This window comes from Neobacillus cucumis (genome assembly GCF_023715505.1).
Window position 1 is genome coordinate 18,478 of the sequence record NZ_JAMBOH010000023.1, and the last position, 26,301, is coordinate 44,778.

Annotated in this window: 25 protein-coding genes; 6 read left to right on the forward strand and 19 right to left on the reverse strand. The window is 40.0% G+C overall.

Annotated features, from left to right (window positions below):
• Positions 1–11: 11 nt before the first annotated feature.
• From M3226_RS23660 to M3226_RS23695, 8 genes are all read right to left on the reverse strand, one after another.
• Positions 12–1,043 (reverse strand): NAD-dependent epimerase/dehydratase family protein, encoded by a 1,032-nt coding sequence (locus tag M3226_RS23660; RefSeq protein WP_251571109.1) that lies wholly within the window; start codon positions 1,041–1,043, stop codon positions 12–14.
• A 52-nt stretch (positions 1,044–1,095) separates the two neighbouring features.
• A complete protein-coding gene (locus tag M3226_RS23665) occupies positions 1,096–2,364 on the reverse strand; it encodes a M20 family metallo-hydrolase (protein ID WP_251571110.1) in 1,269 nt (422 codons plus the stop codon).
• Positions 2,327–3,787 (reverse strand): dihydropyrimidinase, encoded by a 1,461-nt coding sequence (hydA, locus tag M3226_RS23670; RefSeq protein WP_251571111.1) that lies wholly within the window; start codon positions 3,785–3,787, stop codon positions 2,327–2,329. The genes M3226_RS23665 and hydA overlap by 38 nt, the downstream gene beginning before the upstream one ends.
• 123 nt (positions 3,788–3,910) lie before the next feature.
• A complete protein-coding gene (locus tag M3226_RS23675) occupies positions 3,911–4,975 on the reverse strand; it encodes an ABC transporter substrate-binding protein (RefSeq protein WP_251571112.1) in 1,065 nt (354 codons plus the stop codon).
• 60 nt (positions 4,976–5,035) lie between these two features.
• Positions 5,036–5,893: an ABC transporter permease gene (locus M3226_RS23680; RefSeq protein ID WP_251571113.1), complete on the reverse strand. Its 858-nt coding sequence runs from the start codon at positions 5,891–5,893 to the stop codon at positions 5,036–5,038.
• A 13-nt stretch (positions 5,894–5,906) separates the two neighbouring features.
• A complete protein-coding gene (locus tag M3226_RS23685) occupies positions 5,907–6,659 on the reverse strand; it encodes an ABC transporter ATP-binding protein (protein ID WP_251571114.1) in 753 nt (250 codons plus the stop codon).
• A 210-nt stretch (positions 6,660–6,869) separates the two neighbouring features.
• The gene (locus M3226_RS23690; protein WP_251571115.1) at positions 6,870–7,544 is read right to left on the reverse strand and encodes a FadR/GntR family transcriptional regulator; all 675 of its coding nucleotides are present in this window, start codon (positions 7,542–7,544) and stop codon (positions 6,870–6,872) included.
• Between the two features lie 657 nt (positions 7,545–8,201).
• Positions 8,202–9,122: a LysM peptidoglycan-binding domain-containing protein gene (locus M3226_RS23695; protein WP_251571116.1), complete on the reverse strand. Its 921-nt coding sequence runs from the start codon at positions 9,120–9,122 to the stop codon at positions 8,202–8,204.
• 284 nt (positions 9,123–9,406) lie between these two features.
• Here M3226_RS23695 and M3226_RS23700 point away from each other — a divergent pair, with 284 nt between their 5' ends.
• Both M3226_RS23700 and M3226_RS23705 read left to right on the forward strand, forming a co-directional pair.
• The gene (locus M3226_RS23700; protein ID WP_374110678.1) at positions 9,407–9,544 is read left to right on the forward strand and encodes an HPF/RaiA family ribosome-associated protein; all 138 of its coding nucleotides are present in this window, start codon (positions 9,407–9,409) and stop codon (positions 9,542–9,544) included.
• 103 nt (positions 9,545–9,647) lie between these two features.
• Positions 9,648–9,782, forward strand: coding sequence for a BA3454 family stress response protein (locus tag M3226_RS23705; RefSeq protein WP_251571117.1), 135 nt, complete (start codon positions 9,648–9,650; stop codon positions 9,780–9,782).
• Positions 9,783–9,905: 123 nt separating this feature from the next.
• Here M3226_RS23705 and M3226_RS23710 read toward each other — a convergent pair whose 3' ends face one another.
• From M3226_RS23710 to M3226_RS23755, 10 genes are all read right to left on the reverse strand, one after another.
• Positions 9,906–10,556 carry a YesL family protein gene (locus M3226_RS23710; protein WP_251571118.1) on the reverse strand — a complete coding sequence of 217 codons (651 nt, stop codon included), beginning with the start codon at positions 10,554–10,556 and terminating at the stop codon, positions 9,906–9,908.
• Positions 10,557–10,571: 15 nt separating this feature from the next.
• Positions 10,572–11,993: a glycoside hydrolase family 32 protein gene (locus tag M3226_RS23715; RefSeq protein ID WP_251571119.1), complete on the reverse strand. Its 1,422-nt coding sequence runs from the start codon at positions 11,991–11,993 to the stop codon at positions 10,572–10,574.
• The gene (locus M3226_RS23720) at positions 11,986–12,972 is read right to left on the reverse strand and encodes a carbohydrate kinase family protein (RefSeq protein WP_251571120.1); all 987 of its coding nucleotides are present in this window, start codon (positions 12,970–12,972) and stop codon (positions 11,986–11,988) included. Before M3226_RS23720 ends, M3226_RS23715 begins: the two co-directional genes overlap by 8 nt.
• Positions 12,972–13,817 carry a carbohydrate ABC transporter permease gene (locus tag M3226_RS23725; RefSeq protein WP_251571121.1) on the reverse strand — a complete coding sequence of 282 codons (846 nt, stop codon included), beginning with the start codon at positions 13,815–13,817 and terminating at the stop codon, positions 12,972–12,974. Before M3226_RS23725 ends, M3226_RS23720 begins: the two co-directional genes overlap by 1 nt.
• Before the next feature lie 15 nt (positions 13,818–13,832).
• Positions 13,833–14,756, reverse strand: coding sequence for a carbohydrate ABC transporter permease (locus tag M3226_RS23730; RefSeq protein WP_251571122.1), 924 nt, complete (start codon positions 14,754–14,756; stop codon positions 13,833–13,835).
• A gap of 57 nt (positions 14,757–14,813) precedes the next feature.
• On the reverse strand, positions 14,814–16,088 hold the full coding sequence (locus M3226_RS23735; RefSeq protein WP_251571123.1) for an ABC transporter substrate-binding protein: 1,275 nt from the start codon (positions 16,086–16,088) through the stop codon (positions 14,814–14,816).
• Positions 16,089–16,476: 388 nt separating this feature from the next.
• Positions 16,477–17,610, reverse strand: a complete 1,134-nt coding sequence (locus M3226_RS23740) for a response regulator transcription factor (protein WP_251571124.1) — start codon at positions 17,608–17,610, stop codon at positions 16,477–16,479.
• On the reverse strand, positions 17,603–19,354 hold the full coding sequence (locus M3226_RS23745; RefSeq protein ID WP_251571125.1) for a cache domain-containing sensor histidine kinase: 1,752 nt from the start codon (positions 19,352–19,354) through the stop codon (positions 17,603–17,605). The genes M3226_RS23740 and M3226_RS23745 overlap by 8 nt, the downstream gene beginning before the upstream one ends.
• A gap of 15 nt (positions 19,355–19,369) precedes the next feature.
• Complete coding sequence (locus tag M3226_RS23750) at positions 19,370–20,608, reverse strand: ABC transporter substrate-binding protein (protein ID WP_251571126.1); 1,239 nt, start codon at positions 20,606–20,608, stop codon at positions 19,370–19,372.
• 323 nt (positions 20,609–20,931) lie between these two features.
• Positions 20,932–21,375 (reverse strand): VanZ family protein, encoded by a 444-nt coding sequence (locus M3226_RS23755; RefSeq protein WP_251571127.1) that lies wholly within the window; start codon positions 21,373–21,375, stop codon positions 20,932–20,934.
• A gap of 994 nt (positions 21,376–22,369) precedes the next feature.
• Here M3226_RS23755 and M3226_RS23760 point away from each other — a divergent pair.
• Genes M3226_RS23760 through M3226_RS23770 form a run of 3 tightly spaced genes read left to right on the forward strand, consistent with a single transcriptional unit; the run spans position 22,370 to position 24,422 of the window.
• Positions 22,370–22,606: a hypothetical protein gene (locus M3226_RS23760; RefSeq protein ID WP_251571128.1), complete on the forward strand. Its 237-nt coding sequence runs from the start codon at positions 22,370–22,372 to the stop codon at positions 22,604–22,606.
• A 27-nt stretch (positions 22,607–22,633) separates the two neighbouring features.
• On the forward strand, positions 22,634–23,218 hold the full coding sequence (locus M3226_RS23765) for a hypothetical protein (protein ID WP_251571129.1): 585 nt from the start codon (positions 22,634–22,636) through the stop codon (positions 23,216–23,218).
• A 16-nt stretch (positions 23,219–23,234) separates the two neighbouring features.
• The gene (locus M3226_RS23770; protein ID WP_251571130.1) at positions 23,235–24,422 is read left to right on the forward strand and encodes a hypothetical protein; all 1,188 of its coding nucleotides are present in this window, start codon (positions 23,235–23,237) and stop codon (positions 24,420–24,422) included.
• A 255-nt stretch (positions 24,423–24,677) separates the two neighbouring features.
• On the opposite strand, the gene M3226_RS23775 is transcribed toward M3226_RS23770, so the two are convergent.
• Positions 24,678–25,601 carry a glycoside hydrolase domain-containing protein gene (locus tag M3226_RS23775; protein WP_251571131.1) on the reverse strand — a complete coding sequence of 308 codons (924 nt, stop codon included), beginning with the start codon at positions 25,599–25,601 and terminating at the stop codon, positions 24,678–24,680.
• 212 nt (positions 25,602–25,813) lie between these two features.
• Between M3226_RS23775 and M3226_RS23780 the strand changes: the two genes are divergently transcribed.
• A complete protein-coding gene (locus tag M3226_RS23780) occupies positions 25,814–26,161 on the forward strand; it encodes a DUF898 family protein (RefSeq protein ID WP_251571132.1) in 348 nt (115 codons plus the stop codon).
• The last annotated feature ends 140 nt before the right edge of the window (positions 26,162–26,301 follow it).

Here is a 26,301-nt window from a genome sequence, read left to right on the forward strand (position 1 = left end):
GTACATCCTTTCTATAAGGAAAGATGATTTTCCTTTGCTTGATTTCTTTTATTTGGATTTGTCCAAAATATTGATGTATTTTTTACCCAATTTATATAATCCTGAAATGCTTCTTCGATCCCGTATTTTGGGTAATAACCAACATCAGTCTGCAAACGTTCAATGGCTAAGGGATGGGCATCCTGTGGAACAAAAAAGTCAACGTTTGCTAGATTTGGATTTTCTGTTATTTGGTAGTTGAAATGAGGAAACTCCTTTTCCAGCAGTTGGCACCATTGCTCCACTGTCCATGAGTGTCCTGAACCAATATTATATAAGTCATATTGCAAATCAGTTTTCCCTATAATTTCCTTAATCGTATTGGCAATATCCCGGCTATAGACCCAATCTCTTAATCCCGGACGGGGTAAAATGGCCTCCTGGTTTAATGCGGCATGCCTCAGGGCCTGAAAAGGTCCGGATTGGGTATGGCGGATGCCGGTGTAGTGCTCCCATGGCCCAAAAATCTGGCCTAACCGGACTGCAATGACAGGAAGGCCAAATAACTCTTTATACCTTAATGCCGTCCTCTCTGCGGCAAACTTCGAAATTTCATAAAAGGTCCTTGGACATGGAATCGAGCCAGATTCTAGCAAACAATCCTCCTCGAAGGCTGTATCGCCATAAACTGAAACAGAGCTTAAATAAATAAATTTTTCTATCCCATTTCTTCGTGCAGCTTCAAGGACCTCGACGGTTCCCATATAATTTACATTCAGGATATTCCTGCTATAAAGCTTCTCTCGTTCCTCATCTGGTGTGATGACGGCTGCATGAATAATCGTGTTTATCTTATATTGTTTAATTACAGAATCCAACAAGACAGAGTCCAGAACATCGCCTTCCACATACGTATAGCTTCCCGGACGTCCTGCTAAGGAATCCTTTGCTTCTTCCGGAACGGGGAAAGTGGCATAATTGACAACATCCAGATGTTCATCCAAAAGTCTTTCAGTAATATTAATGCCTACAAACCCTGAACCTCCTGTGATTAATACACTCATCTAATCCTCCTCCATCAATCTATTATCTAGAATTAACTAAAGAAAACCACTGTTAACTCCCTGCTCTAGAGGATATTTGCTGATTTATTTTAGAAGCTACCCTCAATGCTGATTTATAGAGCAACTCCGTTCCTAGTGCAAGATCCTCGTAGCTGGCTAATTCGGCCGGATTATGACTGATACCATCCTTGCATCGTACAAAAATCATGCCTATGTCGCATGCATTTGCGATAACCATGGCATCATGAAATGGCCCACTCATCAGCTTTGGACAATCCAGCTCCAGACTTTCACTTTCCTCCTGAATAATGGATTGTATCCATTCAGCACAATCTACAGGCTCTAGGTTTGTATCTTCCTGAACCTCTGCAGTAAGGTGATAACTAGCTGCGACTTCCTCAATCATCGTACGGATCTGTTGTTCGTAGCGGTTACGCCGATCAAGGTCAATATCTCGTAAATCTATGGTGAATTCCACTTTTTCAGGGATGATATTTGGCGAATCCGGGAATACCCTCAAACTTCCAACTGTGGCAACCGAAGGGGCACCAGGCTCTTGTCTGACAATGTGGTTAACTTCCCCAATCATCTTAGCAGTGCCCAATAAGGCATCCTTCCGTAAATCCATCGGCACTGAACCAGCATGGCCGGCAAATCCTGCTACCTTCACGGTAAGCCATAATGGTCCAGCGATTCCTGTGACAATCCCTACTGGCTTATTTTGGACGTCCAGTATTGGCCCCTGTTCAATATGCAATTCTAGAAATCCACCAATCGAACCAGTCGGATAGACACACTCCTCTACTTTGTCCGGGTTGCAGCCAAAATTAAGCAAGGCTTGTCTCCGTGTGATTCCATCCTTATCGGTTCGCTCAAGCTCCCCTGGCTCTAGCTTGCCAACAATCCCCCTTGAGCCAAAAACTCCCTTTTTAAAGCGCCAGCTTTCCTCATCGCAAAATACTACCACTTCAATCGGGACCTCCGGTGTTATTCCTTGTTCAGTTAACGCCATCGCTACTTCCACACCCGCCAATACACCAGCTGTTCCATCAAAACGGCCACCATACGGCTGTGAATCCAGATGGGAGCCCATCATCAGGATTGGGCCTTCCACATTTTTCCCTTCTAATCGACCGATTAAATTTCCACAATCGTCAATCCGGACGGTCATTCCTGCTTCCTCCATCCAGCCGGCAACGACAGAGAAGGCTTCCTTCTCAATAGCGGAGAGAGCGGGCCGGCAAAGACCCGTTTCCCCAATTTTCCCTATTTGCGATATAATCTCAAAGTGCTCCTGTAGTCTCGATTGGTTGATGTTCATTTCGATTCCCCCCAGCTTTTTTAATAGTTTGATATGCTTCTCCATATGGCTCTGCTTTGACAAATTCCCCTTGCGCTAGGTCTCCTGTATAGCGTCCATTTTCTACAATTACTTCTCCGCGAAGCATCACATGCCGAGGGGATCCCTGGATCGCGAAGTCTTCATAAAAATTGTAATCACTGCCTTGCTTTTGATTTGCAGCAGAAATGTTTAGTTTTATTGAGGGATCAAATAAGACAAGGTCAGCATCGCTTCCCACTACGATTGTTCCCTTTTTCGGGAATAAGCCCATAAATTTAGCGGGATTGGTTGATGTCAGCTCTACTAATTGGTTCAAGGAAATTTTCCCTTGCTTTACCCCATAGGTATATAGCATCTGAATCCAGTTCTCGATCCCATTTCCTCCATTCGGAATCTTTGTAAAATCATCAAATCCCAAGTGCTTTTGCTCTTTAAAATTGAAGGAACAATGATCGGTTCCAATGCACTGTAAAGTTCCCTCCGAAATGGCATCCCAGAGTTTTTCTTGGTGATATTTCTCTCTTAGCGGCGGGGAACAGACATATTTTGCCCCTTCAAAATTTGGCAGTTCAAGGTAGGACTGATCCAAAAATAGATAATGTGGACAGGTTTCCCCGTAGACAGGCTGGCCATTAGAACGAGCTCTGCGAATTTCCTCTGCTGCCTCTTCTCCAGAGACATGAACGATAAAAATTGGAGCTTCCGTTACTTTCGCTAACGCAATGGCACGGCGGGTGGCTTCCGCTTCAATTTCTAACGGACGGCTGACAGCATGATAGATAGGCTCGGTTTTTCCTTCATTAATTAATTGCTCTTGAAGCAGAGAAATCACTTCCCCATTTTCTGCATGAACCATAACAAGCCCGCCCACTTGTTTTGATTTTTGCAGGACACGGAACAAGGTGGCGTCATCTACCATCTTATCCCCTTTATAAGCCATGAATAGTTTAAAGGTCGATACTCCCTGCTCGACAGCAGAAGGGATCTCCTCAATAATTTCCTCCGTTAAATCAGTAATAGCGATATGCATGCTGTAATCAATGGCTGTATTACCATTTGCCCGATCCTTCCATTTTTGTATCGTCTCCCTTAGGGTTGCTCCTTTTTCTTGAATGGCAAAATCAACGATGGTGGTGGTCCCGCCTGTTGCAGCGGCGATCGTATCTGTTTCCCATGGCATAGATAAAATCTCGCCATTTTCACCATTAGGCATGGACATATGCGTATGCTCATCCACTGCACCAGGGAGGATATACAAACCCTCTGCATCAATAATGGGTGCTCCCTCTATCTCCATCTGCCCGCCAATTCCCGTAATCTTCTCACCTTCAATAAGAATATCTGCATAATAAGTTTCGCTGGCTGTTACAATACAGCCGTTTTTAATGATTGTTTTCCCCATGATTCGTTCCTCTTTTCTACGGATTATTTTTACCTTCTTCCACGCTAGCAAACTCTGGACTGCCCAAATAATAGATGTAAGCCCGCCCCTTCTAAGTCGTGGCATAGAAGGACGGTCACTACTTTATTTCAAGTCTGACTTGATTAAGTCTGGATAGACCTCTTTCAGTAAGCTAAAGTCGTTGTAAGATTTAACCTCTGGCTTGGATTTGATATTCCCGACACTCATGAAATAATCCATGATTCCATCACTATTGCTTTCTTTCCAATACGTATCATTGACTTCCATTGAATATTCGTTTCGGCTCATGATTTCCGTCAGTTCAGCTTCTGTCAAATGCAATTCAGGAGCCAAGATTTTAACGGCTTCCTCACGATTAGAATTAATAAAATCAGTAGCTTTCTTTAAGCCTCGGATAAGTGCTTTGATTGTATTTGGGTTTTTCTTCAAGAAATCGTCGGTCGCCATCATAGTAGAATGGACACTTAACCATTGCACATCGCCCTTTTTGTCCGGAAGGTTACTCTTTCGGCCGCTAAGAACAAACTCTCCACCTGCCTCGATTCCTTTAGTAATAAATGGTTCCCACGCTGCAAGGGCATCGATATCACCTCTTTGCAGGGCAGCCAGTCCATCGCTTGGAGCAATATTGATGAATTTAATTTTACTTACATCTACGCCCAGCTCTTTGCCCATGCTATCCATGGCATATCTAACCTCTGCTCCATTAGGCATGCCAACCTTTAAGCCTTCTAAATCCTTAGCATCTGTTAACTTTAAGTTTTTAGAGCCTACCATAGCCTGCGTACCGGCCATTTGATCCAACACCGCAACCACTTTAACCGGAACATTGGAGGCTTTCAACGTAATGGCGAGGAAGTTGGACATCAAACTGATGGGAGCACTGCCACCGGCAATCATAGAACCCATTTCCGGGCCATTTTCAATGAGTTGGTTTGTTACATCAACGCCCTCTTCTTTAAAAAAGCCCTTTTTTTCAGCAATGATTTGTGCTGCAGAAATTTGCGCATCACGCACACCCATTAGCTTAAGCTTGTCCATCTCGGGTTTTTCATCGCTCGCAGTCCCTGCAGAAGTTTCTTCATTACTTTTTCCACAAGCAGCCAAGACAAGAACAAGAATGGCTAAAAGACAAAGTGTTACTCGAAAACTTTTACGTTTTTTCATTTAAATTTCCCCTTCCTCCCACTGAATAAATGAATAGAATACTTGATAAACGTCAGCCTATCATTTTTTCTCAACTGCGTTCTTTGCTCCTCCTTTTCTCCAAAACAATACCTTGCTCTCGATCTTTTTTAATAGATAAGCGAATAAACTGTACTCGAGCCCAATTAGGATAATAGCTACAAACATATTGGATATTTTAAAGTAATTCCTGGCATCGACAATAATGTAGCCAAGACCGTTCTCAGCCCCCATCATTTCAGAAACGACTAGCGCCCCAAAGGATAAGCCTAAGCTGACCTGTATTCCTACAAGAATATTGGGGATAGCAGAGGGAAGAATCACTCGTGTGAAAATTTGCCTTTGATTGGCCCCAAGGCTCAAAGCGGAACGAACTAGAGTAGAGTTGACTGATTTCAGGCCGTCCAAAGTATAAATGAGCACTGGGATAAACGTTGACCAGGCGATAAGCAAAACCTTCGGAAATTCACCAATTCCAAACCAAATAATGAAAAGCGGAAGAAGTGCAAGTGCCGGGATAGGGCCGACCAGGTTAATAATGGGAGATATCCAATTTTCGACGAAACGGGATCTGCTCATGATCACACCCATTACGAGAGCGGATACGCACCCTAAACTGAAACCTGCTAAAATCCGAAAGGTGCTGGATAAAATACTTGCGGTAATGATTCCAGTTTTTGCAAGGATCCATCCATCCAATAGAATCACGGTCGGAGGCGGTAAGAAAAGCGGATTAAACAAACTTAATTGCTGATTTATCCTCCCAAATGCCTCCCATATGGCAAAAAACAGAACAATTGGCAAGACACTCTGCAGTATGGCTCGATAGTCAATCTTTTTCTTTACAGTGGTCGTTTTTTGCAATGGTGCCATTTCACTAATGGTTGATACCTCTCTCATATGGATTTCCCCCTTAATCTCGTATGACTTGACTTAATTCTTCTTCACCCATCAAAACCTGTTCAATTTCAGTCATTAATTGAGTAAATCGAGGATTGTCATACATTCTCGGATGTTGAATTCCTACATCAAAGACCTCGGCTATATCTCCATCTTTCATTACGATGACGCGGTCACCCAAATGGATGGCTTCACTAATACTATGAGTGACAAAGACCACCATCGGCCGAAGCTCCTGGCAAATACGGAGTAATTCTTTCCGCATCGTATCGCGGGTTAAAATATCAAGAGCTCCAAAGGGTTCATCCATTAGTAATATGTCAGGCCCGCTTGCAAGTGCTCTGGCAATACCAACACGCTGCTTCATTCCGCCTGAAAGTTCATCCGGGTAATGATTCGCATAATCCTGCAGACCGACTAATCGAAGGTACTCCATCGCCTTTTCCTCTGCTTCACGCTTCGGCATACCCCGTACTGTCAGTCCAAAGGAAATATTCGTTATCACGTCATACCAAGGAAACAAGGCATGATCCTGAAAAACAACGCCGCGCGATTTGGAAGGCCCTGTCACAGGAACTCCATCTACCTTGATAGAACCGGAGTCGGGTTGTAAAAACCCTGCGATCAAGTTTAGTAGAGTTGATTTTCCACAACCGCTATGACCTAGGATACAGAGAATTTCATGTGGTTTAATTTGAAGATGAATATCGTTTAATACTTTTTTCGTTCCAAATCCTTTATTTACGCCTTCAATCGTTAATTGCACAGATAAACCACCCTCCCATATTTTTTAAGATTTATTGGGTACCCTTCATTCATAAAACGGGAAACCGATAAATCATATTGTCTGACTTATTGAAGCTGTAAGCTTTAAAGCCTTATTGTCTGACTTATTGAAGCCACATGAACCCTTAAGGTCTTTTTTTTCCAGCTGCTGATTCATCCCCCTTTAAGTGCAAAAGTCTTATTGTCTGACTTATATCTTTTTAAGAAGTTCACATAAGTGATCCAGATGGAGTTTCATACACTCTTTCGCCAGTTTTTCATCTCTTGACTTAATGGCAGACACAATCTGCCGATGCTCTAAAATAATGTTTGCCAACCTGCCGGGATAATAGATAGTTTTTTCCTGTAAACGATTCATCATTTCTTCCAATGATTTTATAATATTGGTCAACACTTGATTTTGCGTGATTCGCGCTAACGTTAGATGAAATGCAATGTCCGCTTGTGATGCTTGCTCAGGCTGTTCCTCCATCCAAGCTATTAATTTTTCTAATTCTTCTAGGTCATGCTCATTCGCTCTTCTGGCAGCCAAACCAACAACAGCAATTTCTAGGATTTCACGGGTCTCGACTAAATCAAAAAGTGTTTCATTTTCAGCTTTGGGCGAGTAAATATTGGCCATATCCTCAATTGTGATATGACGAATAGTTGTCCCCCCTCTTTTACGCCTGCTAACCACTCCAGTACTTTCAAGTATTTGCATGGCATCCCTTATAGAGCTTCTACTGACCCCAAACATCTCTGCAAGCTTTACCTCTGAAGGAAGCAATTGTCCTGGCTTTAAACTCCCATCTATTAATTTTTTTCTAATTTGAGCAACAATGCTTTGAGGTATCTTGGCAACAGCCACCTCTTCAAAATTCATTTACTCCCCTCCTTCTATACAACACGGTAATTTGTGATACTGTTTTTTGAATTATAGTAACTTTTAAAATATTATGTATTTAAATTAATACTAAAAGAGAAAATATTCCATAATCATGTGATTAAATCTAACATCTTTTTTCAAGAAGGGAGCATGGGGACGGTTCTCGTGCTTCCATTTTGAATAGAAAGTGCCCTCCGTACTTCCATATTTATGCAAAAAAAAAAAAAAAAAACGATTCTCATCGTTATCTTTGAGAGTCGTTTTTACCACATATTTTGTAGTTTACTTTTATCGTTAAGTACTGGAAATTCAAATAGAGAATTATGCGATTTTATCAAATAAAACGGGCATTAAAACAACACATATTCGACCACAATCATTTAAGCTTTACTAAACAAACGTTTAGTTGAAACAGCCGAAAGGGATGCCCTGCTACAATTGCTTTTATAAACCACTAAAAATTAATGTCGAATTCCCCGCAGAAAAAAACTTAATTTCCCGGAAAATTCTCCACTTTTCGTTTAGACTGACATCTTTCTCGTCATTTCCCGATGATTCAACACTAACCAAACGATTGTTTAAAAAGGAGATGAACCGCATCAATAGTGTATTTCAGTTTCCAAATGCTTAAAAGAAATGTCGAGAATCGCGGGATTATTTCACACGTATCTTTTGACCAGCCCGGATAACATTCGGATCGCTAATACCATTCCAAGCTTGCAGCTGGGCCACTGTTGTTTCAAAAACCAATGCTATTTGAGACAAAGTATCTCCCGTGTTTATGATATAAAAAGCAGGTTCTGATGATTTTTTAATCGAAATCCGCAAAATTTGACCAGCATAAATAATGTTAGGATTCTCGATTTTATTTATTTTGACCAACTCACCAACCGTTGTATTAAATCTCGCAGCAATTCCGCTTAGTGTATCACCTGGTTGAACAGTATAGGTGGTTATAGCAGACTGCGGCGAACCTGCATCCGAGACAGCTCTGCTCCACGACCCAGCACTATTCGAAAATTCATTATAATCAACTTGGATACCTACTAGTGTTGTATTATGCTGATATTGAAGAATATCGTTAAAATCAGCTACATTGCTACGGGACCATGAAGTTGTCTGCCAATAAAAATACGCGTCTCGGGAACGAAAAAGCGTTTGGAGCACAGAATAGGAACCATAAACTCCCACTTTATAACTTTGGTCCATTCCGTCTCGCACACCCGAAAAATAGTTTAAAATGGAGGCCATGTCAGATGGTTGAGCATCATAATCAACAGCAAAGTAAATGGCGCTTCCTGCTGTCTGTTCAATTGTGTTCGCATATGAAGATGCTTCTTTTGCATCTAAGATCCCTTTTTCCTTTGTAAAATAAGCCACGTTCGTCGGATTGGTTTCCCATATACTTACGATCTGTAACCCGGCATCTAAAATGGCATCTGCCTCTGTTTTGTCCATCGATTTCCAACTGTTTCCGAGGTAGCGTGCAACATACTGAATACCGTTGGATTTGAGGCCTTTAGCTAACGCAGTATTCAGCTTTGTTGCACAGTCCACTCCGTTTAATTCCCTCATATGAATTCCCTCCATTTCTAAAAAAATTTAGATTTTTTGATTCCTACGCGATTTTAATGATTACGCCTTTAATATGTATGTTAGCACAATCCTATTATTTGATTTCCACACATCGCTCCTCCATTCCTTGCATTACAAGTTGCCCATTATGTTTTTTTAAATGGCATCCTATCCCTATTAAAAGTTAAGGAAACATTCAGGTTAGTGGTGCACAATACAGACATGGTTTAAGATACAGAATCTTCTAACGTTGCAATTGATCAATGATGAGGAGGAATTCACAAATGAAATATAACATCGGTGGAGAAAACATTGAGGGAACTTTTGCAATTCGGGAATATGTTAAAAAGAACGTTTCAAAGCTAGAACGGCATTTAATCAAGAAGGAAGCTGCAAACGCAGAGACGGACGTTATGGTTTAATTGAATCGCGTTAATATAATCCTTATTAAGAGGATTAAGAGAATAATATATGGGTAAATAAACTATGAAAAAATATTATCTTATCAAAAGGAGAATGAACATCATGTGCATGTATACCATCTATGTACCCTTCAAGGGAAAATTATATCAAACTAATGTGATAGCTGATAAAAACCTGACACAAGAAGAAATTCACGAGATTGGAAAAGAGCAAGTGTTGAAACAATGGGCAAATTGAAAGCCAATTAAATAACGTATTAGTACATTAAATAGTGGAACCCATTCTATGTGTTAATTAGATTGGGTTCTTTTTGTTTAGCAAAAAAAATGTCTTCAACCAAATCTCCCCACCACTCTAATATTAACTAGAACGTGGATCAGATCCCGTAGTGAAAGGAATATACCTCGATTGTATCCTTGGCAGCTTCCCAACTTTATCAAACGCCATCATCGAAAACCGGAATGAGATCATCGAAACAGGAACAACAATAACAAGAACCATTAATGGCGCATAAAAAAGTACCATACCTGCCCCAATCCACATCAGGATAATGGCAAAAGTTGTCTTCCCATCAATAATAGAAAACGTAAACCCTTGTTTAATCAGTTCAGTTCCTTTTGTTTGATAATGAACCATAATCGGAAACAACATAGCACTAGTCAACATATAAAGAATAAACGTTGTCACTGTTACCACAATCAGTACCACTTTTACGGTGCCAGGCACCTGCAAGAAAAAGTAAACATCTAATAAAAGCAGCATCCCAAGGAATAGCCATAGAGTGCCCACCAGAAATCCTTGTTTAAAAAATAACCGATATTCATGGATAAAGCTCCGAATGACGCTTTCATCCTTATACAAATGCCACTTTCTAATTACTCCATACATCGCGGCAGTAGAAGGTCCAATCGTCAATACGGGCATCGAACAAATCACCCATAAGAAATTTAGGATGACGATGTTCGTAACAGTTTTCAAGAATATAGAGGTCTTCCCTTCCCAAGGATTCATGGTTAACACCCTTTCTTATTTCCAAGTAGATTCAAGATGACGTAACTCAACATTTTCTAAAATAACTTCCCCATCCAAAGCCCTGAATTCTAAGGTGAATTCGGACTCTAATGGAAAGAATAACTCTGTCATTACACGATTACCCTGATTGACAAACAGCTCAATGGAGGTTTTATCGAGTATCAAGGTAAAATCATTCAATCTTGCCAACGGCATCCGGTCAATGCTGGCAAAAAGCTCAGAAAAGGAAATCTGACCACTATCCCTGCGGTCGATCCGTACTTCATTTCTCTTTTGATCAAAGACAATCTCCAGCCGTTCCTGCTCTCCTTTAAAAGTGATCAAAAACTCGGAAGCGGTACTGTTCATCACATTCGCTTTCGCAAATATTTGGCGGTTATCCAATTTAACTTGAAAGGTCTCACTAGACCTTAGTGTGATTGTTTCATTTGATACTATCACTTTCTTAAATAATGAAGAAAGATCAATAGGGGATTGAACCAAGGTGAACTCCCCATCAACCCGGCGCAGTCCTAACTTCCTTGGTATCGACATCGCACTCCTAAACGGCTCAGATGGAACTTGATTAGCGTATTGCCAGTTACTCATCCAGCCAATCCAAATCGGTTCAGGAAAATTACTCCATGTAACGGCAGCATAAAAATCACGTCCAAAATCCGCCCATTTCACAACCTCCGGACGATCATCACAAACAAACTCCTCACCATCGAATTCCCCAACAAAATACTGGACAACAGAACCACCATTCGGCCCGCCTGGATTAATACTGACAATCAAGACCCATTTCTTTTGGTCTTCCCCCTCTACCAGCAATTGGATTAAATCTGGACACTCCCAAACTCCACCATGCGCACCGTATTCACTTCCGAACGCCGATAGAAGCTTCCAATCAATCAGATTAGGCGAGCCGTAAAAACGAATGCAATCACCGCTCGCAAGTGACATCACCCATTTTTCTGATTCCTCATGCCAAAATACTTTCGGATCACGGAAATCCTTTTGTCCCGGATTAGGAATCACTGGGTTTCCTTCATATTTAACCCAAGTCCTTCCCCTATCATTGGAATAGGCAATACTTTGCTTTTCATTATCCTCACCGTGATGGGTGAAAATCGCGACCATCACATCTTCATCGGACGTCTTTAAGCCGCTTGTGTTCTGCGCGTCAATGACAGCACTGCCTGAAAAAATCTGTCCTAACTCATCGGGATAGAGAGCAATCGGCAGCTCCTCCCAATGCAGCAAATCTTTACTTACGGCATGCCCCCAATGCATAGGGCCCCATACCATACTGTACGGATGATATTGATAAAAGAGATGGTACTCCCCTTTGTTATACACCAATCCATTCGGATCATTCATCCAGTTTTCTTTCGGGCTGAAGTGAAGCTGGGGCCGATATCGCTCATCATACATATTGAACACCTCTTGTTAATTTTTCTAGTTCATCCAAAGCGGGTACGACGCTAAAACCGCCCTTTATAGTCGTAGAATGGGCTGCCACACGGTTCGCAAACTGTAATAGTTCCACTAAATCTTGTTTCGTCAACTCACTAATAGGCTTACGCTTTACTAAAAACTGATGCAGCACCGATGCCATAAAGCAATCCCCAGCCCCTGTCGTATCCACAGGCTGTACCGTATGTCCATCTTCATCAAGGACGTGTCCGTTACAAACGACCAAAGCACCTTCTTTTCCTTTTGTCATGACCAACAACCGAATATGGTGGGTTTCTGCCAGCACTTGGGCAGCCATCAAGGCATCTTCTTCATTCGTAATAAATTGTACTTCCTCATCGGAAATCTTGACGATATCCGCCCACTTTAATCCTTCGATCATCCACCGTTTGGCCTCATCTTGATTCTCCCATAATAACGGTCGATAGTTTGGATCATAGCTAATGGTTTTACGGTTCTCTTTGGCATATTTCAATGCTGCCAATGTCGCTTCTCTCGACGGATGATGAGTTAAAGACAAAGAACCAAAATGGAAGACCTCAGCCTCTCGAATTAGACTCCAATGAATCTCATCCTTTGTTAAAAGCTGGTCTGCCCCGGGATTACGGATAAAATCGAAGGTCCGATTTTTTTCTTCATCCAAAGATACAATCGCTACTGTTGTTGGGGCTGCTCTTTCAGTCAGCACATAATCGACATTGATATTTGCACCTTTTACTTGTTTCCTCAGATAGCCGCCAAAAGCATCGTTCCCTACCTTTGAAATATAAGCGGTCGTATGTCCCCACTTGGCTAATCCGGACAATACATTAATGGGCGCACCGCCGACCTTTGCTTCATAGGAAGGGGCATCGGCAGTATAATCATGATGGGGAATTAGATCAATCAGTAATTCCCCTAAGGATACAACTTCGCACTTGCCATTTTCCTCTTTCATTACCCTTTCACCCCACTAGACGTAATTCCTTGGACATAATAACGTTGGAAAAATAAGAAAATCAAAATGACCGGAACGGTTGTTAACGTAAGGGCAGCCATGATCTGACCATACTGAATGTTGTTATCGGTGAACAAATATTGAATCCCTATTTGTACTGTCTGAATCGACTGGTCGGTTGCCACAATCAGCGGCCACATAAAGTCACTCCAATGGGTGACAAAGGTTAAAATAGCAGCTGTCGCAAAGACAGGTTTCGAGTTAGGAACAACAATCTTAATAAAAGTCTGCCATGGGGAAGCCCCATCAATTTGAGCCGCTTCTTCCAATTCTTTTGGAAAGCCCATGAAAAACTGCCTGAACAAAAAGATATTAAAGGCGCTGGCGATAAACGGAACAATCAGTGCCGGATATTGATTAATCCACCCAAATTTATTGACGACAATATAGAGGGGAATCAAGACACTCTCAAACGGAACGACATACAAAGCAATGATAATAAGTAATACATAGTCACTGCCAGGGAATTTCAATTTTACGAGCGCATAGGCACAAATCGAATTCACAATGGTACCAAATAGCACAATCATACCAACTGTAAATAAACTATTACCCATATAATGAAAGAAATTAATATTATCGGAGAATAAAATTTTTGAATAGTTATCAAACGTCATTTGTTTAGGAATAAACGCTTCAAATCCCATATCTTTAAAAATTAAGGTTTCAGGTTTGATTGAAGCAATAATCATCCAAAGGAGCGGCGAGATAAACAAAAACCCAAGTACAAGGATGCTTATCGTAATCCCTATTTTCCCCATTCTTTTTTTCGTACGGTTTGTCATCAGAAGTCCACCCCTTTATTGTTTTAATAGTTTCTTAAGAACCATGGATGTAATAAGTACCACTAGGAAAAAGACAACGGCAATCGCAGATGAATAACCAACATCCCGGAACTGGAACCCGTTTTCATAAAGCATAAAGACAAGTGTTTTGGTAGAATCACTTGGTCCACCGTTTGTCATGACATATGGCTGGATGAATAAGCGAAACGCTTGAATCGTTGTGATGATCAGGACAAAGCCGGTGACATGTTGGATAGACGGTAAGGTAACATTTCTAAATTTCTGCCATACATTGGCCCCGTCGATTTCAGCTGCTTCGTACAATTCCTCAGGCACATCCTTTAATCCAGCGAGGAAAATCATCATTTGAAATCCGGCCGCCTGCCAGATTGACATAAAGATAATGCTGTTCATCGCCTGGTTAGGACTTAACAAAAACGGCTGATTTTTGATTCCAAAAAAGTTCAAGGTATGATTGATGAGTCCATTATCCACGTTGTACAAAAAGGTCCATAAAATCGCGACGACCACCATGGAGGTAACAACCGGACTGAAGAAGAATACCCGTCCTAAGGAAGCCACCTTTACCTTTTTATTAACGAGAATGGCTAGAAAAAGGGCAACCCCACATTGAAGAGGAACAACAAGAGCCGTAAAATATAACGTATTTTTTAATGCCGTGAAAAAGATGGCATCTTTGAAGAGTCTTACATAGTTATCTAAACCAGTAAACACCTTTTCATCGGGGTTTAACATATTGTAATTCATAAAGCTATAAACAAATGCTAGAGCGACTGGCAAGATCAAAAATGTAAACAACAATACTAAAGCGGGAAGAGAAAACAACACTCCTAGTACTTTTTGCTGACGCTCGTAGGTCATGTTCCTTTTACGTTTGTACTTGACCTGACTTTCACCTTTTCTAACGATTGTTTCCATTTTTCACACCACCTTGTAGGAAAAAAGGCAATCAATTGATTGCCTTTTATCTAGTTTTTATTTTTTTCGTCCAATTTCCTTATCGACTTCTTTCGCTACCTTATCTAATTCTTCCTTAACATTTCCGCCTAGGAAGATGTTTTGGACAGCCTGACCGTACTTGGTTGACAATACAGGGTAAGCAGTAGTTACAGGTCTAGGATGAGCTGTCTTTAACACTTGATCTTTTAGAATATTAAGCGGTGCTTCATTCCATTCGGTCATGGCTTCAAATGAAGACATACGTGCTGCCGGCTTATTATCGGCCTTAGCTAGTTTAATTACATTGTCTTTATTCAAAATAAAGTTTAGAAGTGTTGCAGCTTCTTTCTTATGCTTTGTATCCTTGGAGATTCCCCAGTTCCAATCGCCTGATGGTGATACTTGCTCGCCACTGTTGCTCTTTGGATAGTAGGTGATGCCCCATTCTGTATTAGGATAATCTTGTAACTTTCTCCATTCCCAAGAACCCATTAACATCATCGCAGCCTTTCCTTCTTCAAATTCAGTTGGTTTAGGCTGTAAGTTCACTAGACCCTCTTTCGTAAACTTTTGAAGATATTTCAATGCTTCCACTGCTTTTGGACCGTTTACATAACCTTCTGCTTTCGAACCATCTTTCGCGATAAAGTTGCCGCCATTACTCCAAACTGTTGGACCAGAGAAGTAGATAATCCATTCGCCATAATCGAGTGTCCAGTTTACTCCATAAATGCCCTTCTTTTTGTCCGTTAACTTTTTAGCAGCTTCATAGAATTGATCCCAAGTCCAGGCATCTTCCAGCTTGGTTGGTGGTTGAATGCCAGCATCTGCTAACATTTTTTTGTTATAAAAAAGGGCAACCGTTGATTCCGTAGCTCCAACCGTATATAACTTTCCATTATAAGTACCTTGTGTAATGATCGACTTGACAAAATCATCTTGATTCTCAACAAGACCGTCAATTGGTTGGATAATTCCGGAATCAGCGTAGTTCGCGACATTCGGACCATCCATTGCCACTAAATCTGGCAGTGTATTACTTGTTGCTGCAGCAGAAACCTTATCTTCATAAGCATATTTATTACCCCTTGGGATAAAGGTCATTTCTGCTTCGATTTTCCCTTTATATTTCTGATTGAACTCTTTAATAATTTTTGTGTACGCATCAGAAGTGTCCCCCTTTGGATGCCATAAGGTTAATTTGACGACTCCACCGTCGCTCCCTGACGAAGAACTTTCCTTACTTCCGCAAGCGCTTAAGATTCCAAGTAACAAAACAACAGCCATACTAAGTGCTAAAAACTTTTTCACCTAAATTTCCCCCTCTGTCTTGTTTTTTCTGTAAAGCGTTTTCATGTATTAAGAATAATAGAAATGAACCGCTTTCAAAACGTGGTATTCCTCTTATCAATGTTTAAATTCTTACTTTAATTAGAAAAGCGCAAGCGCCCTGGTCAGCGGCGTATGGCCTCCTCGGAAAAGCTGTCGCTTTTCCTTCGTGCGATGCTTATGCTACCGAAGCGTTCCTTGTGGAGTGCTCCAACTGAGATAAAGGAAACACGAAGAGCGATAGCGATTCGATGTTGACTTATCGTAGGGCGGAGCGCGAAGGCGTCTCGCCGCTAGGGCGCTGGAGCTGGACAATGTTCAAAGTTAATTTTCTTAATATAAAAAAAAACCTCTCAAAAATGTTGAGAAGTTATTTGACCATTTTTCGATATTCACTTGGTGTTTTCTTCATTTTCTTTTTAAAAACCTGACTGAAATACCGTTGATCAGTATAGCCCACTTTTAGAGCAATTTCATAGGTCTTTAAATCTAGATTCTCCAATAGCAGGCAGGCATAATCAACTCTTACATTGGTCAAGTATTCGAGAAAGGTAACCCCTGTTCTTTGTTTAAAAAGATGGCTAAAATAGCTGACACTCAGGCCAACCTGTTCTGACACCTGCTCAATTCCTAAATCCTGCTCAAAATGATTCTTTATATACGAGATGGCGTCATCCATTAAGTCCGCTGCTGATTGTTTCGGTTTATTCTCCTGTTTAATCAATTCGTCTGTAATGATGGCACTTTTTGTAAAGGCATCAAACTTAAGCAGTTCCCTCGCATGGGTAACAGACTTTTTAACATCAAATAAACAATCAACGTAGTCGCCAATGGAAACAATACACTTTTGTGAAGCCTTATGGATGATTTGCTGGGCTACATCCCCAGCACATTCTTTTATCGAATCATCAGAACCCGTTAATACGATAATGATCTCTTCATCCGACATCCTGTAGACATAAAGGTTCTCATGTATTTGTTGAACGACGACCTCTACGTTTTTTTCATAGGATTTCACAGCTAGTGCGATATAGGGCTGGTATTTATTCGGCACCTCTAAGTCTGTTTTTTCTGTTGTAATCCATTCATAGATGAAGAACTTTTCATATTCATGTTCATTAAGTTTTTGTTGATTTAATTCGGCAATGGCACGCTCAATGCATTCTTGCAATTCATCATAGTCGATAGGTTTTAGGATATAGTCGAAGGCGTTATTTTTTAGTCCTTCTCTAGCATACTCAAAATCATCATATCCACTAATTAATAGGGTGATGGGTTTATAGGGTATCATTTGGATCTGTTTTAATAATTCAATACCTGTCATTCCAGGCATTGAGATATCTGTTAAGACGAGATCGAACCGTTCTTTTTCTAAAATTTCGACCGCCTCATGACCATTTTGGGCGGTACCGGCAACGGTACAATTCAGTGCCGGCCAATCGATAATTTGTGTCAGGTTTTTTAATATCAAAGGCTCATCATCAGCTATTAATACTTTATACATGTTTATCACCTTGAATTGGGAATGAGATTCTAATCGTCGTACCTTCAATTTCACTTGAACAAATCATTAATCCATAATTTTTACCGTAATAAAGTTCTAATCGTTCCTGAACGTTGCGAATACCATGTCCTCCATGTTTAGGACGATCTTCTTCTATACGGTTTAATTTAAGCAATACGTTATGTTCCATCCCTTTGCCATTATCCTCGATGAAAAATTGGCCATGTCCATTCCTAATGGTCCCGCTAATTTTGATTAGACCTGTGTGATCCTGATCAAATGCATGGATTAAGATATTCTCCACTAACGGTTGAAGAATCAGTTTTAAGACAGGCTGGTATTCCAGTGCTTTTTCAACCTCCACTTCATATGAAAAACGGTTATCATATCTGACCTTTTGAATTTCTAAGTAGCTCATCACATGCCGAATCTCATCTTTAACCTTCACTTCGTACCCGCCATTGATGCTGATTCGCAATAATTTACCCAGGTTAATCGTCATTTTACTTATATCCTTTTGACCATTTAAGGATGCAAGGGCATTAATCGATTCAAGCGTATTGTATAAGAAGTGAGGATTAATTTGCTGTTGCAGTACCTTGAATTGCGCCTCCCGCTTTCTCTCCTGTTCCGTTTCCACTTCTTTTAATAACCTTTGGATACGTGCAATCATGTTATTGAACCCAATCGCGATATTCTCTAATTCCTTTATTTTATAACGCCTCATCCGAATGCTTAGCGTTCCTTTTTCAGCAAGCTTCATGTCTTTTAATAGCTCTTGAATGAAAAGAGAAATACGTTTTAAATAAAACAGGTTAAAAAGACCTGCAATGAGTAAAGCTAAGCCGACAATTAATAGGGTCATATTTCGAATATGAGTAATATCGTTAGAAATATCCTTCCATGGTTTAATCGAAATCATCATGAGGGAAGAAGAGCTTGAACCCATGTGGAAGCTTGAAGGCATATACGTAATTAAACTTTTTTCCCCGTCCCACTTATCAATCAGATATCCGCTTTTCTTTGATTGAATGTCGGAAAAATGATTAATAGCAAAGGGCTTGCCAATCAGCTCTCGATTTAATGAATAGACGATCCTGCCATTTTGATTGACTAACATCCCATAGGCTGTACCTTCTTGTACATCCTTGAAAATCGAGTCAAACAAGTTCATGTTGACGTCTAAGATGACATATCCTAAGTTATTAAGCGTATTAATATCCTTTACCACTCTTCCTAATGTGAAAGAAAATCGTTTGTCTTGTGTAAATGGCTGATCTTCAGAAGGGGTTAACCACACGGGTCTCCCCTTTTCTTTAATAATTTGCTGGTAAAAAGGGCTTGATCGAAATATTTCAAATGCAGGGATTTGGGTATCTCTCAAATGGGTGGCTCCCCCGCTTTCCCTGTATAAAATAAAATCAGCAATTTGAGAGTTTCCCAGCATCATTCCAGCGACTGCCTGCTGCTTATTATAAAAATCAATCATAGAAGTTTGATCGTTTGTATTTAAATATGACTGAATCTCACCTGATGAAATGACATAATCTGAAAACGCATCTACCTCAGAAACCGAAGCCATTACATTTCGGTCAACCGCCTTCAATGTTTGGACCGTCTGACTGCTGATTTTTTGCTGAAGTGTGGTCGATGAAATTTTGTAAGAGACAAATCCCAATATAATAATAGGCAATAAGATAAAAAGTAAAAAGGCGAGTATCATTTTTTGTTGAAATCTTAGCATGCAGACACCTTTCTTCTATTTTGAATGCTTATAATGATTAAACATGTTTTCGAGATTGATAAGAAAGGCATCGATGTCCTTATCATAGTAGAATTGTGACGAGTACTTTCGGAAGTCCGATTCTGCTGCCGTACCTCCGGACCAATAATGGTTCGGCCAATTCACTGTCTTACCCTCTATAATTTTTTGATTTAGCAATTTTAATTGCTCTTTATTGACTCTTACGCCCTTAACCGTGCTAATGGAGCCTTCGTAATCCGAGAGTCTTTGAGCCACCTCTTTTTTTGTTAAAAATGCTAAAAATTCTTTTGCTTCCTTTGGATGTTTGGTATCAGATGAGATAGCAAGTCCGATATCGACTCCGCCTAATACTTTATTTTGTTCCGGTTGGTTAGTTGCGGGAAACGGAAAAATTCCATAATGAAAGGGAGGATTGTATTTTTCTATTTCTGGTAAAGCCCATGTCCCCATCACATACATCGTTCCCTCTCCATTGGCAAATCTTTGATTCACAGCAAAATAATCATCTTGAAAGGAATTTGGTTGTACATAGGAAAGCACTTTGACAGTCTTTTCTGAAATTTCCCGCCATGCCTGATCCTTCGATAGAGAAAAAGAATCTTGTCTCCAATAGTTGTTGTTAATTTCGTTAGCTACGAGGTTTAAATTGAAGACACTCGTTTTATCGGCATCCTTATTGGGCATCAACAAGGGGGTTTTACCTGCGGCTTTTAATTTTTCCATTACCGCAATAAATTCGTCCCATGTTTTAGGGATTGAAAGGTGATATTCGTTAAATTGATCCTGATTGTATATTACTCCTACCGCATTCTGAGTGAAGGCAGCTCCATACATTTTTCCATTTACTAGATAGCGATTTTGTATATTGGGATCAATATTTTGAATGAAGTCTTCTTGCGTTAAATCTAATAAATAACCTTTTTTGGCTCTAATCAGGTAATCTTGTTCAATGGGATAAGTTATAAAAATATCCGGACTATCCCCTCTCGCGATTCTCGTTTTTAATACCGTCATTCCTCCTGGTACCACTATCTGATTAATTTCAATGGAAGGATGTTGTTGTTCAAATTCCTGAATGAGATCGTTAAAAACTCTCTCTGTTTCAAATTTTGGTGATAAAAACTCAAGTTGAACCTTTTCTTTCTGGGCTGTTACCGCCTCTAACTGATGACCATCACACGCAGTTAGTAAAATAACGATGATTAAACAGATAAGACGAAAAAGAGACTTCATAGAACCCCCTTATTTTTCACATGAATTTAGTTTTGACCGAGTTGCAATCGATTTCAAAAACTTATTTATATGATACTATAAAAAACTTACTATAAAAGTCTATTGCCGACAATAAGTTATTCACTATCCTATTTATCAATTATTTCCAATAGCACTCGTGAGACATTGAATAATCTGAACGGAGGAACTGAAAGCAAGAGAAAAATAAAGCAGAGAGCCTTTTGAACTCCCCGCTTACCATTTCTTCAGATAATGACTTCTAAATGAACGTTTGATTAATACTTTTAACTATTTGAAATCCAGTTAGATTTCTTGGCAGAAAATTATCCCACTTTTGTGTTTTTCTGCTTACTCTTCCTAACAATCAGAAACGTCAGCAGTAGGACAAGAAAGGCACCGACAGAATCAAACAAAAAGACATCCTTTATGGACGCGGTCCTCCCTGGCATAAACGATTGATGATATTCATCGCTCATCGCATAAATAACCGTTAAAATCCATGAAAGGACATAAGAGTATCGATAGATTTCTAGAGACTTAAAAAATAAAAATGCCAGGATACCGAATACCGTAATGTGTGTAGCTTTTCTCGCAATAAAATTTAAGAAATCTATAGCAGATTGATTCAAGTTTATATGTAATGCTACAAATAGCTTCTCGAGCGCACTTGAAGTACTGCTTCCAGTAGAATACGGGACCTGCGTAAAAGTAAAAATGACTGCCATCCAAAGAATTGCCGCAAGAATCCACCACTTTCTTTTGCTCATTTATGAATCTCCCTTCCTGTAACAACAAATACTATAGTACAACCTTTCTGCTTAAGAGGACAAGGCATGAATGATAGATAAAAAAATTAGAAATTCACTGTTGGCGCCCAAGCATCTTATCTTCCACTTTTAAAGCAGAATATAATTGTATATAATGAATATAATAATAAAAAAGAGAAGTGCGGCTAACACTTCTCACTGCAACCTCTACCGTCAGGGTGATGGTTGTTTGTGTACATTATTTATGAAGACCACCCTTTTGCTTCCGACGGCGCAGGGTGGTTTTCTTGTTTTCTAGAACGTTTTTCCGAAAGAAATATGCGATAATTTCTCGCAAAACTCCTTTTAGAATCTCCTTTAGAATTTCAAGAAAATAGTCCAGGAATATCACCTCCTTTCCTATTGGAAAAGAAGATCACAAACCAGTCACCCTCACGATATTCAGTTGCAACTCCATTCTATCACTTTTTAATACACTAGAAACCTATCAATCTTCGCCAAATTTCTGACATGACGAGTTTTCCCTCCGACTTCAAACAAGCTGCTTGTCCTTTTACCTCAGCATTGAAAAATTAAATAGGTGGATTAGCTTAATTAAATTTTTCAGAGTCGATTCTCAAATTTGAAAATCAGCTTTTTATATTTTGATAAATAAAAAGTTTCATAGCCTATGAGTTCCCCTAATTCAAGGAAATTCGACTCAGGCATTATAGATTCACCTTAGGTTAAAAGAACTCTTTATTTGTTAAAGGAATGAACAACCGACAAAAATTTAAAAACAATGTCGAATGCTGTCCATGGAAGTGATGATTCTCTGTTTTTGAAAGGAGGTGAAATAATGCACATCCGGCATTTTATTTTAATGGGTGTATTTTTAGGGGCGGCCGCTTTCTTGCCAAATAACGTATTTGCAGAGAAAAACGAAGCCGCCGGTCAACCGTAACCTCAAAACTCTGAAGTACATACTCTCGTTTTGGAGAAAATTGAAACTCCAATGGCTTCGAATAAAGCAGTTTCCGTTACACCTGAAAACGTACATAAAAGTCAAAGTGGAGTGGTTCAAAAACCAGAGACGAATCCCAGAACCCATCAAACCGTACCAACAAAACCTGTTCAAAAGTCACCAAACAAGACCAATAGGAGTATTGGAAAGGCAGTGCCTTCTTCAGAAAAGAATATAAATGTTGGTAAGCCGGCAGTAGTTACTGCAAAAGTGAAAGATACAGGATAAACTGCAGCCCCTGTTGAAAAGGTGGAAGTGGCAGAAAAAACTGCTAACCCTGTTGCAAAGGTAGAAGTTGCAGGACAGACAGGACAAACAGGAAGAGCAAAGCTAAATGCTATCACGAAAAAGATTCCGGCGGCTCCTAAGTCACTCTCCTCAAATGAAAGAAATTCTGAGGTGGAAACCAACATCCAGACTCCAGGTTTAAATGCTAAGTCAGAAAATTATACAGAAGAGGCTGAATCCTCAATATTAATAAAGACGAGTCATTCCCTAACCTTGGTACATAAACCGTTAATGGATGAAGAAAACAAGACTCCATCTAATAATAGGAAGAATCCTAGAGAAGTTGAAATCATGAATAACCCTCCACAACGAATGCAATCCTCTGGAGGGCAATCAAATCAGCAGTTCAGCCCGGGGGCAGGCACGATAAGCTTTATTGCCAATCAGTTTGACTGGGATGAAAATTTTGGTTTGAACATTAGCCCCATCTATACTTCTCAACAGGCTAAGTACCGTAATCAATGGATCAATGCTCCACCTTCACCACCACCAAAAGCAGCTCCTTTTTTCTTAACGTTCACTACTTATTTAGCTACATGTAACGATAATTAAAAGGAGCAAAATTGGAATGAAAAATTACCTTAACACAAAGAAACTTGTAAAATCTTTCGTAGCAACGACAGTATTGTCTTTTGGGCTTTTTTCAGGAGGCCATTTTACGGCAGCGGCTGGACTTGATAAAGCAAAAGTGGAACCTGTAAAAGTTGCTCAGGCAAACGGTTCCCAAAATAAGGAAAACGTGGAACCTGTTAAAGTTGTTCAGTCAAACAGTTCCCAAAATAAAGTAAAGGTGGAACCTGTTAAAGCCGATCAGGCAAATAGTTCCCAAAATAAAACAAAAGTGGAACCTGTTAAGGCTATTCAAGCAAACAGTTCCCAAAATATAGATACCAGCGAAAAGGCCACTCCTGCAAAGCCGGAGGTCCCTGTTCAGTCTAAAGCAGAAGTAAAAGCTGAGATTCCACAGAAGGAAGCGGGCAAAATTGTGAAATCGCAAGCAAGTATACATGCTAGTGAAACCGCAAAAATGCATGCTGCCCCAAACTCAGCCATCTTTTCGAAAACCCCATCGGTAGAAATGACTGAACCTGAAACTGATGCTGATGCTACAACGGGATATTTGTTCGGAGCGGATTCCGCTTCATCAGCGAATCCTGAAGGGGAAGATTTTTATCTAGGAAAGTTAGGTTATGGCAGCACTGTGCAATTTGATGAAAGTACAGGCAGTGCAATTTATTTTAGTAGTGCACGGGCACAGAATGCTAGCTATGTTTACGGTTATTGGTTTTTATCTGGTATACAAATGGCGCCAATAGGAATGTCTGCAAGTGAGTGGGGAGAGCAGCAGGCAAAACTAGCACTAGAAGCCTACGAAGCTATGAAGATTGTATATGGTTCGAAAGTTAGACCTGTTATCTTTATTGATGTAGAATCGGCTTTAACCGGTATGAATGACTATGACTATGCAAATAATCAATCGATTTATAACGCATTTGTTAATTATCTAAATCAATATGGACAAGGTGTAAAACCAGGTACCTATTCGTCTCCATGGAACTGGGAACTCACGATGGGGAACTTTTCACCAAGCACTCCGGGCGCTTATTGGGTTGCTTATTACCCTAGTGACATCCCTTCCGATTTGACAACGAGCAATTCAGATTGGCTCAATTTCCCTGGAACAAACGAAAAGGCAGAAATTTGGCAGTACTATGGTGGATACGATGACTACAATGTAGCTTGGCAACTACCGTAACGAGATATATGGTGGAGTGGGTAATTTAGAGTTTAATAGATTTTATATTGGTTCGCTATTTCCCACAGTCCCCTACAAGTTCCAGCATACGATAGTAATAAATGTACAAAAAATGCTTGAGGTAAATTTGATGCGCCTCAAGCTTTACTTTTTTTAAAAACAAATACCTCGGACACTATTTTTTGTTATACCCATAAACAAAAAAATGATGATATACAGGAGCAGCGTATATCATCATTTTTTTCATATCTTAACCTACCATAATTTATTCAGTACAGTAGATTGAATGAGATTAGTATCAATATTACAAGTTTCCCCATCGATTCCATATTGCCAGATCGAGATATTTATATTCTTTGGTGCTCCAGGCTGAAAGGCAGGTGCCTTATTTTTCGCTGTCACACCAGGATCAGGATTACTGCTCCAAAGGATGGTTTGCCCTTGAACTTTTTTATCTTTCGAAACAGCGGCTTGATAAGCAGCGGAGAGTTCACTATCTGTTGTTATAACACCATAAATTCCTGGCTTATAAGGCGAGCTAGCTAATGTGTTCACCCATCCTCTAATAAACGCTTCATCGACTGGATAGGTTGGTTCGATATCCGCAAAGATGGCTACTCCCTTAGGTATTCCTATTTTTTGTGCGTAAGCAATTGCCTCTTTCGCCTCGGATACCCCCTTATCATAACCGACAGCCTCTGTAAAATGATTAAAAATTGGTAAGATCTTGATCCCTTGCCGATGAAGTAAATCGACTTCTTCTTTGGTCAAACCCATCGACACATCTCCCTTGGTCTCCAAGTATCGTCCAAATACACTTGGTGCCCCATAATTCTCCTTTACACACTGAAGAAATGCTTGGTCAACATTAGAAGCGGTGTCTACTCCCCAAACAATAGTTGGCTTTTTTTCTTGCGCTGGTTTTTCTTGGGCTTTATTACCTTTATCGGTTGGTTTATTTGAAGGCTGCTCCCCTTGCTTGGATTCAGCTTTGGCTTGTTCGTCTTGTTTGGTTGAATCCTCTTGGGATTTTACAACTTGTTTGGCAGAAACATCTTGGACCATTTGCGGCGAATAGAGCTGAACTTGAGTAGTTATCTGGTTGAAGAATATAAGAAGTAAAGGAAGAACCAAGATGGCGGTTAAAAATACACTCCAAACCCATTGACGTTTCTTCATATCATCTTTTCCCTCCATACGACAATCTCGTTAGACAGTATATTCGGATAGTCGTATGGGCGTGTGGGAAATAGGGAGAAGAGAGCAAAGGGACGGTTCTCATGCTTCAGTAGCATGAGAACCGTCCCTTTGCTCTTCAAATAGTACTTTTTTACTATAATTTTATGATACAATTATCCTGTATTAGTTTATTTACTTTAGGGGGATGTTTAGTGAGTGAATCAACAGTAAGACAAAATTATGCTGCACAAACTCAAGAAAAATCTTATTTCGATGGTGGGTTATTTCAGTACATAGGATGGTCTATCTTAGGCGGACTTGTAACAATCTGTACTTTGGGGATTTGCTATCCCTGGGCAATTACAATGATATTAGGATGGAAAACACGACACACAGTCATTAATGGGAGAAGATTACAGTTCACTGGATCAGCAGTTGAATTGTTTGGGAACTGGATTAAATGGTGGTTTCTTTGCTTAATTACATTAGGCATATATAGTTTTTGGTTGTTTATTGCAATGGAGAAATGGAAAACAAAACATACTTCTTTTGCTAACTAAACGCGTCGCATGAGTAAACCCTATTAATTGATCTTTTTTCAATAACCTTAAAAAGGAATGAATTAGCTTATGTTTAGTTATTGAATATATAATCATTATAATGTATAATTATACTGGGTTGGATGGGAAATGTGGACATC

Bases quoted from the DNA above. Each gene is read 5' to 3' on its own strand.
- M3226_RS23660 (WP_251571109.1), bottom strand. From the start codon at position 1,043: ATGAGTGTATTAATCACAGGAGGTTCAGGGTTTGTAGGCATTAATATT.
- M3226_RS23665 (WP_251571110.1), bottom strand. From the start codon at position 2,364: ATGAACATCAACCAATCGAGACTACAGGAGCACTTTGAGATTATATCG.
- hydA (WP_251571111.1), bottom strand. From the start codon at position 3,787: ATGGGGAAAACAATCATTAAAAACGGCTGTATTGTAACAGCCAGCGAA.
- M3226_RS23675 (WP_251571112.1), bottom strand. From the start codon at position 4,975: ATGAAAAAACGTAAAAGTTTTCGAGTAACACTTTGTCTTTTAGCCATT.
- M3226_RS23680 (WP_251571113.1), bottom strand. From the start codon at position 5,893: ATGAGAGAGGTATCAACCATTAGTGAAATGGCACCATTGCAAAAAACG.
- M3226_RS23690 (WP_251571115.1), bottom strand. From the start codon at position 7,544: ATGAATTTTGAAGAGGTGGCTGTTGCCAAGATACCTCAAAGCATTGTT.
- M3226_RS23695 (WP_251571116.1), bottom strand. From the start codon at position 9,122: ATGAGGGAATTAAACGGAGTGGACTGTGCAACAAAGCTGAATACTGCG.
- M3226_RS23700 (WP_374110678.1), top strand. From the start codon at position 9,407: ATGAAATATAACATCGGTGGAGAAAACATTGAGGGAACTTTTGCAATT.
- M3226_RS23705 (WP_251571117.1), top strand. From the start codon at position 9,648: ATGTGCATGTATACCATCTATGTACCCTTCAAGGGAAAATTATATCAA.
- M3226_RS23710 (WP_251571118.1), bottom strand. From the start codon at position 10,556: ATGAATCCTTGGGAAGGGAAGACCTCTATATTCTTGAAAACTGTTACG.
- M3226_RS23715 (WP_251571119.1), bottom strand. From the start codon at position 11,993: ATGTATGATGAGCGATATCGGCCCCAGCTTCACTTCAGCCCGAAAGAA.
- M3226_RS23720 (WP_251571120.1), bottom strand. From the start codon at position 12,972: ATGAAAGAGGAAAATGGCAAGTGCGAAGTTGTATCCTTAGGGGAATTA.
- M3226_RS23725 (WP_251571121.1), bottom strand. From the start codon at position 13,817: ATGACAAACCGTACGAAAAAAAGAATGGGGAAAATAGGGATTACGATA.
- M3226_RS23730 (WP_251571122.1), bottom strand. From the start codon at position 14,756: ATGGAAACAATCGTTAGAAAAGGTGAAAGTCAGGTCAAGTACAAACGT.
- M3226_RS23740 (WP_251571124.1), bottom strand. From the start codon at position 17,610: ATGTATAAAGTATTAATAGCTGATGATGAGCCTTTGATATTAAAAAAC.
- M3226_RS23745 (WP_251571125.1), bottom strand. From the start codon at position 19,354: ATGCTAAGATTTCAACAAAAAATGATACTCGCCTTTTTACTTTTTATC.
- M3226_RS23750 (WP_251571126.1), bottom strand. From the start codon at position 20,608: ATGAAGTCTCTTTTTCGTCTTATCTGTTTAATCATCGTTATTTTACTA.
- M3226_RS23755 (WP_251571127.1), bottom strand. From the start codon at position 21,375: ATGAGCAAAAGAAAGTGGTGGATTCTTGCGGCAATTCTTTGGATGGCA.
- M3226_RS23760 (WP_251571128.1), top strand. From the start codon at position 22,370: ATGGCTTCGAATAAAGCAGTTTCCGTTACACCTGAAAACGTACATAAA.
- M3226_RS23770 (WP_251571130.1), top strand. From the start codon at position 23,235: ATGAAAAATTACCTTAACACAAAGAAACTTGTAAAATCTTTCGTAGCA.
- M3226_RS23775 (WP_251571131.1), bottom strand. From the start codon at position 25,601: ATGAAGAAACGTCAATGGGTTTGGAGTGTATTTTTAACCGCCATCTTG.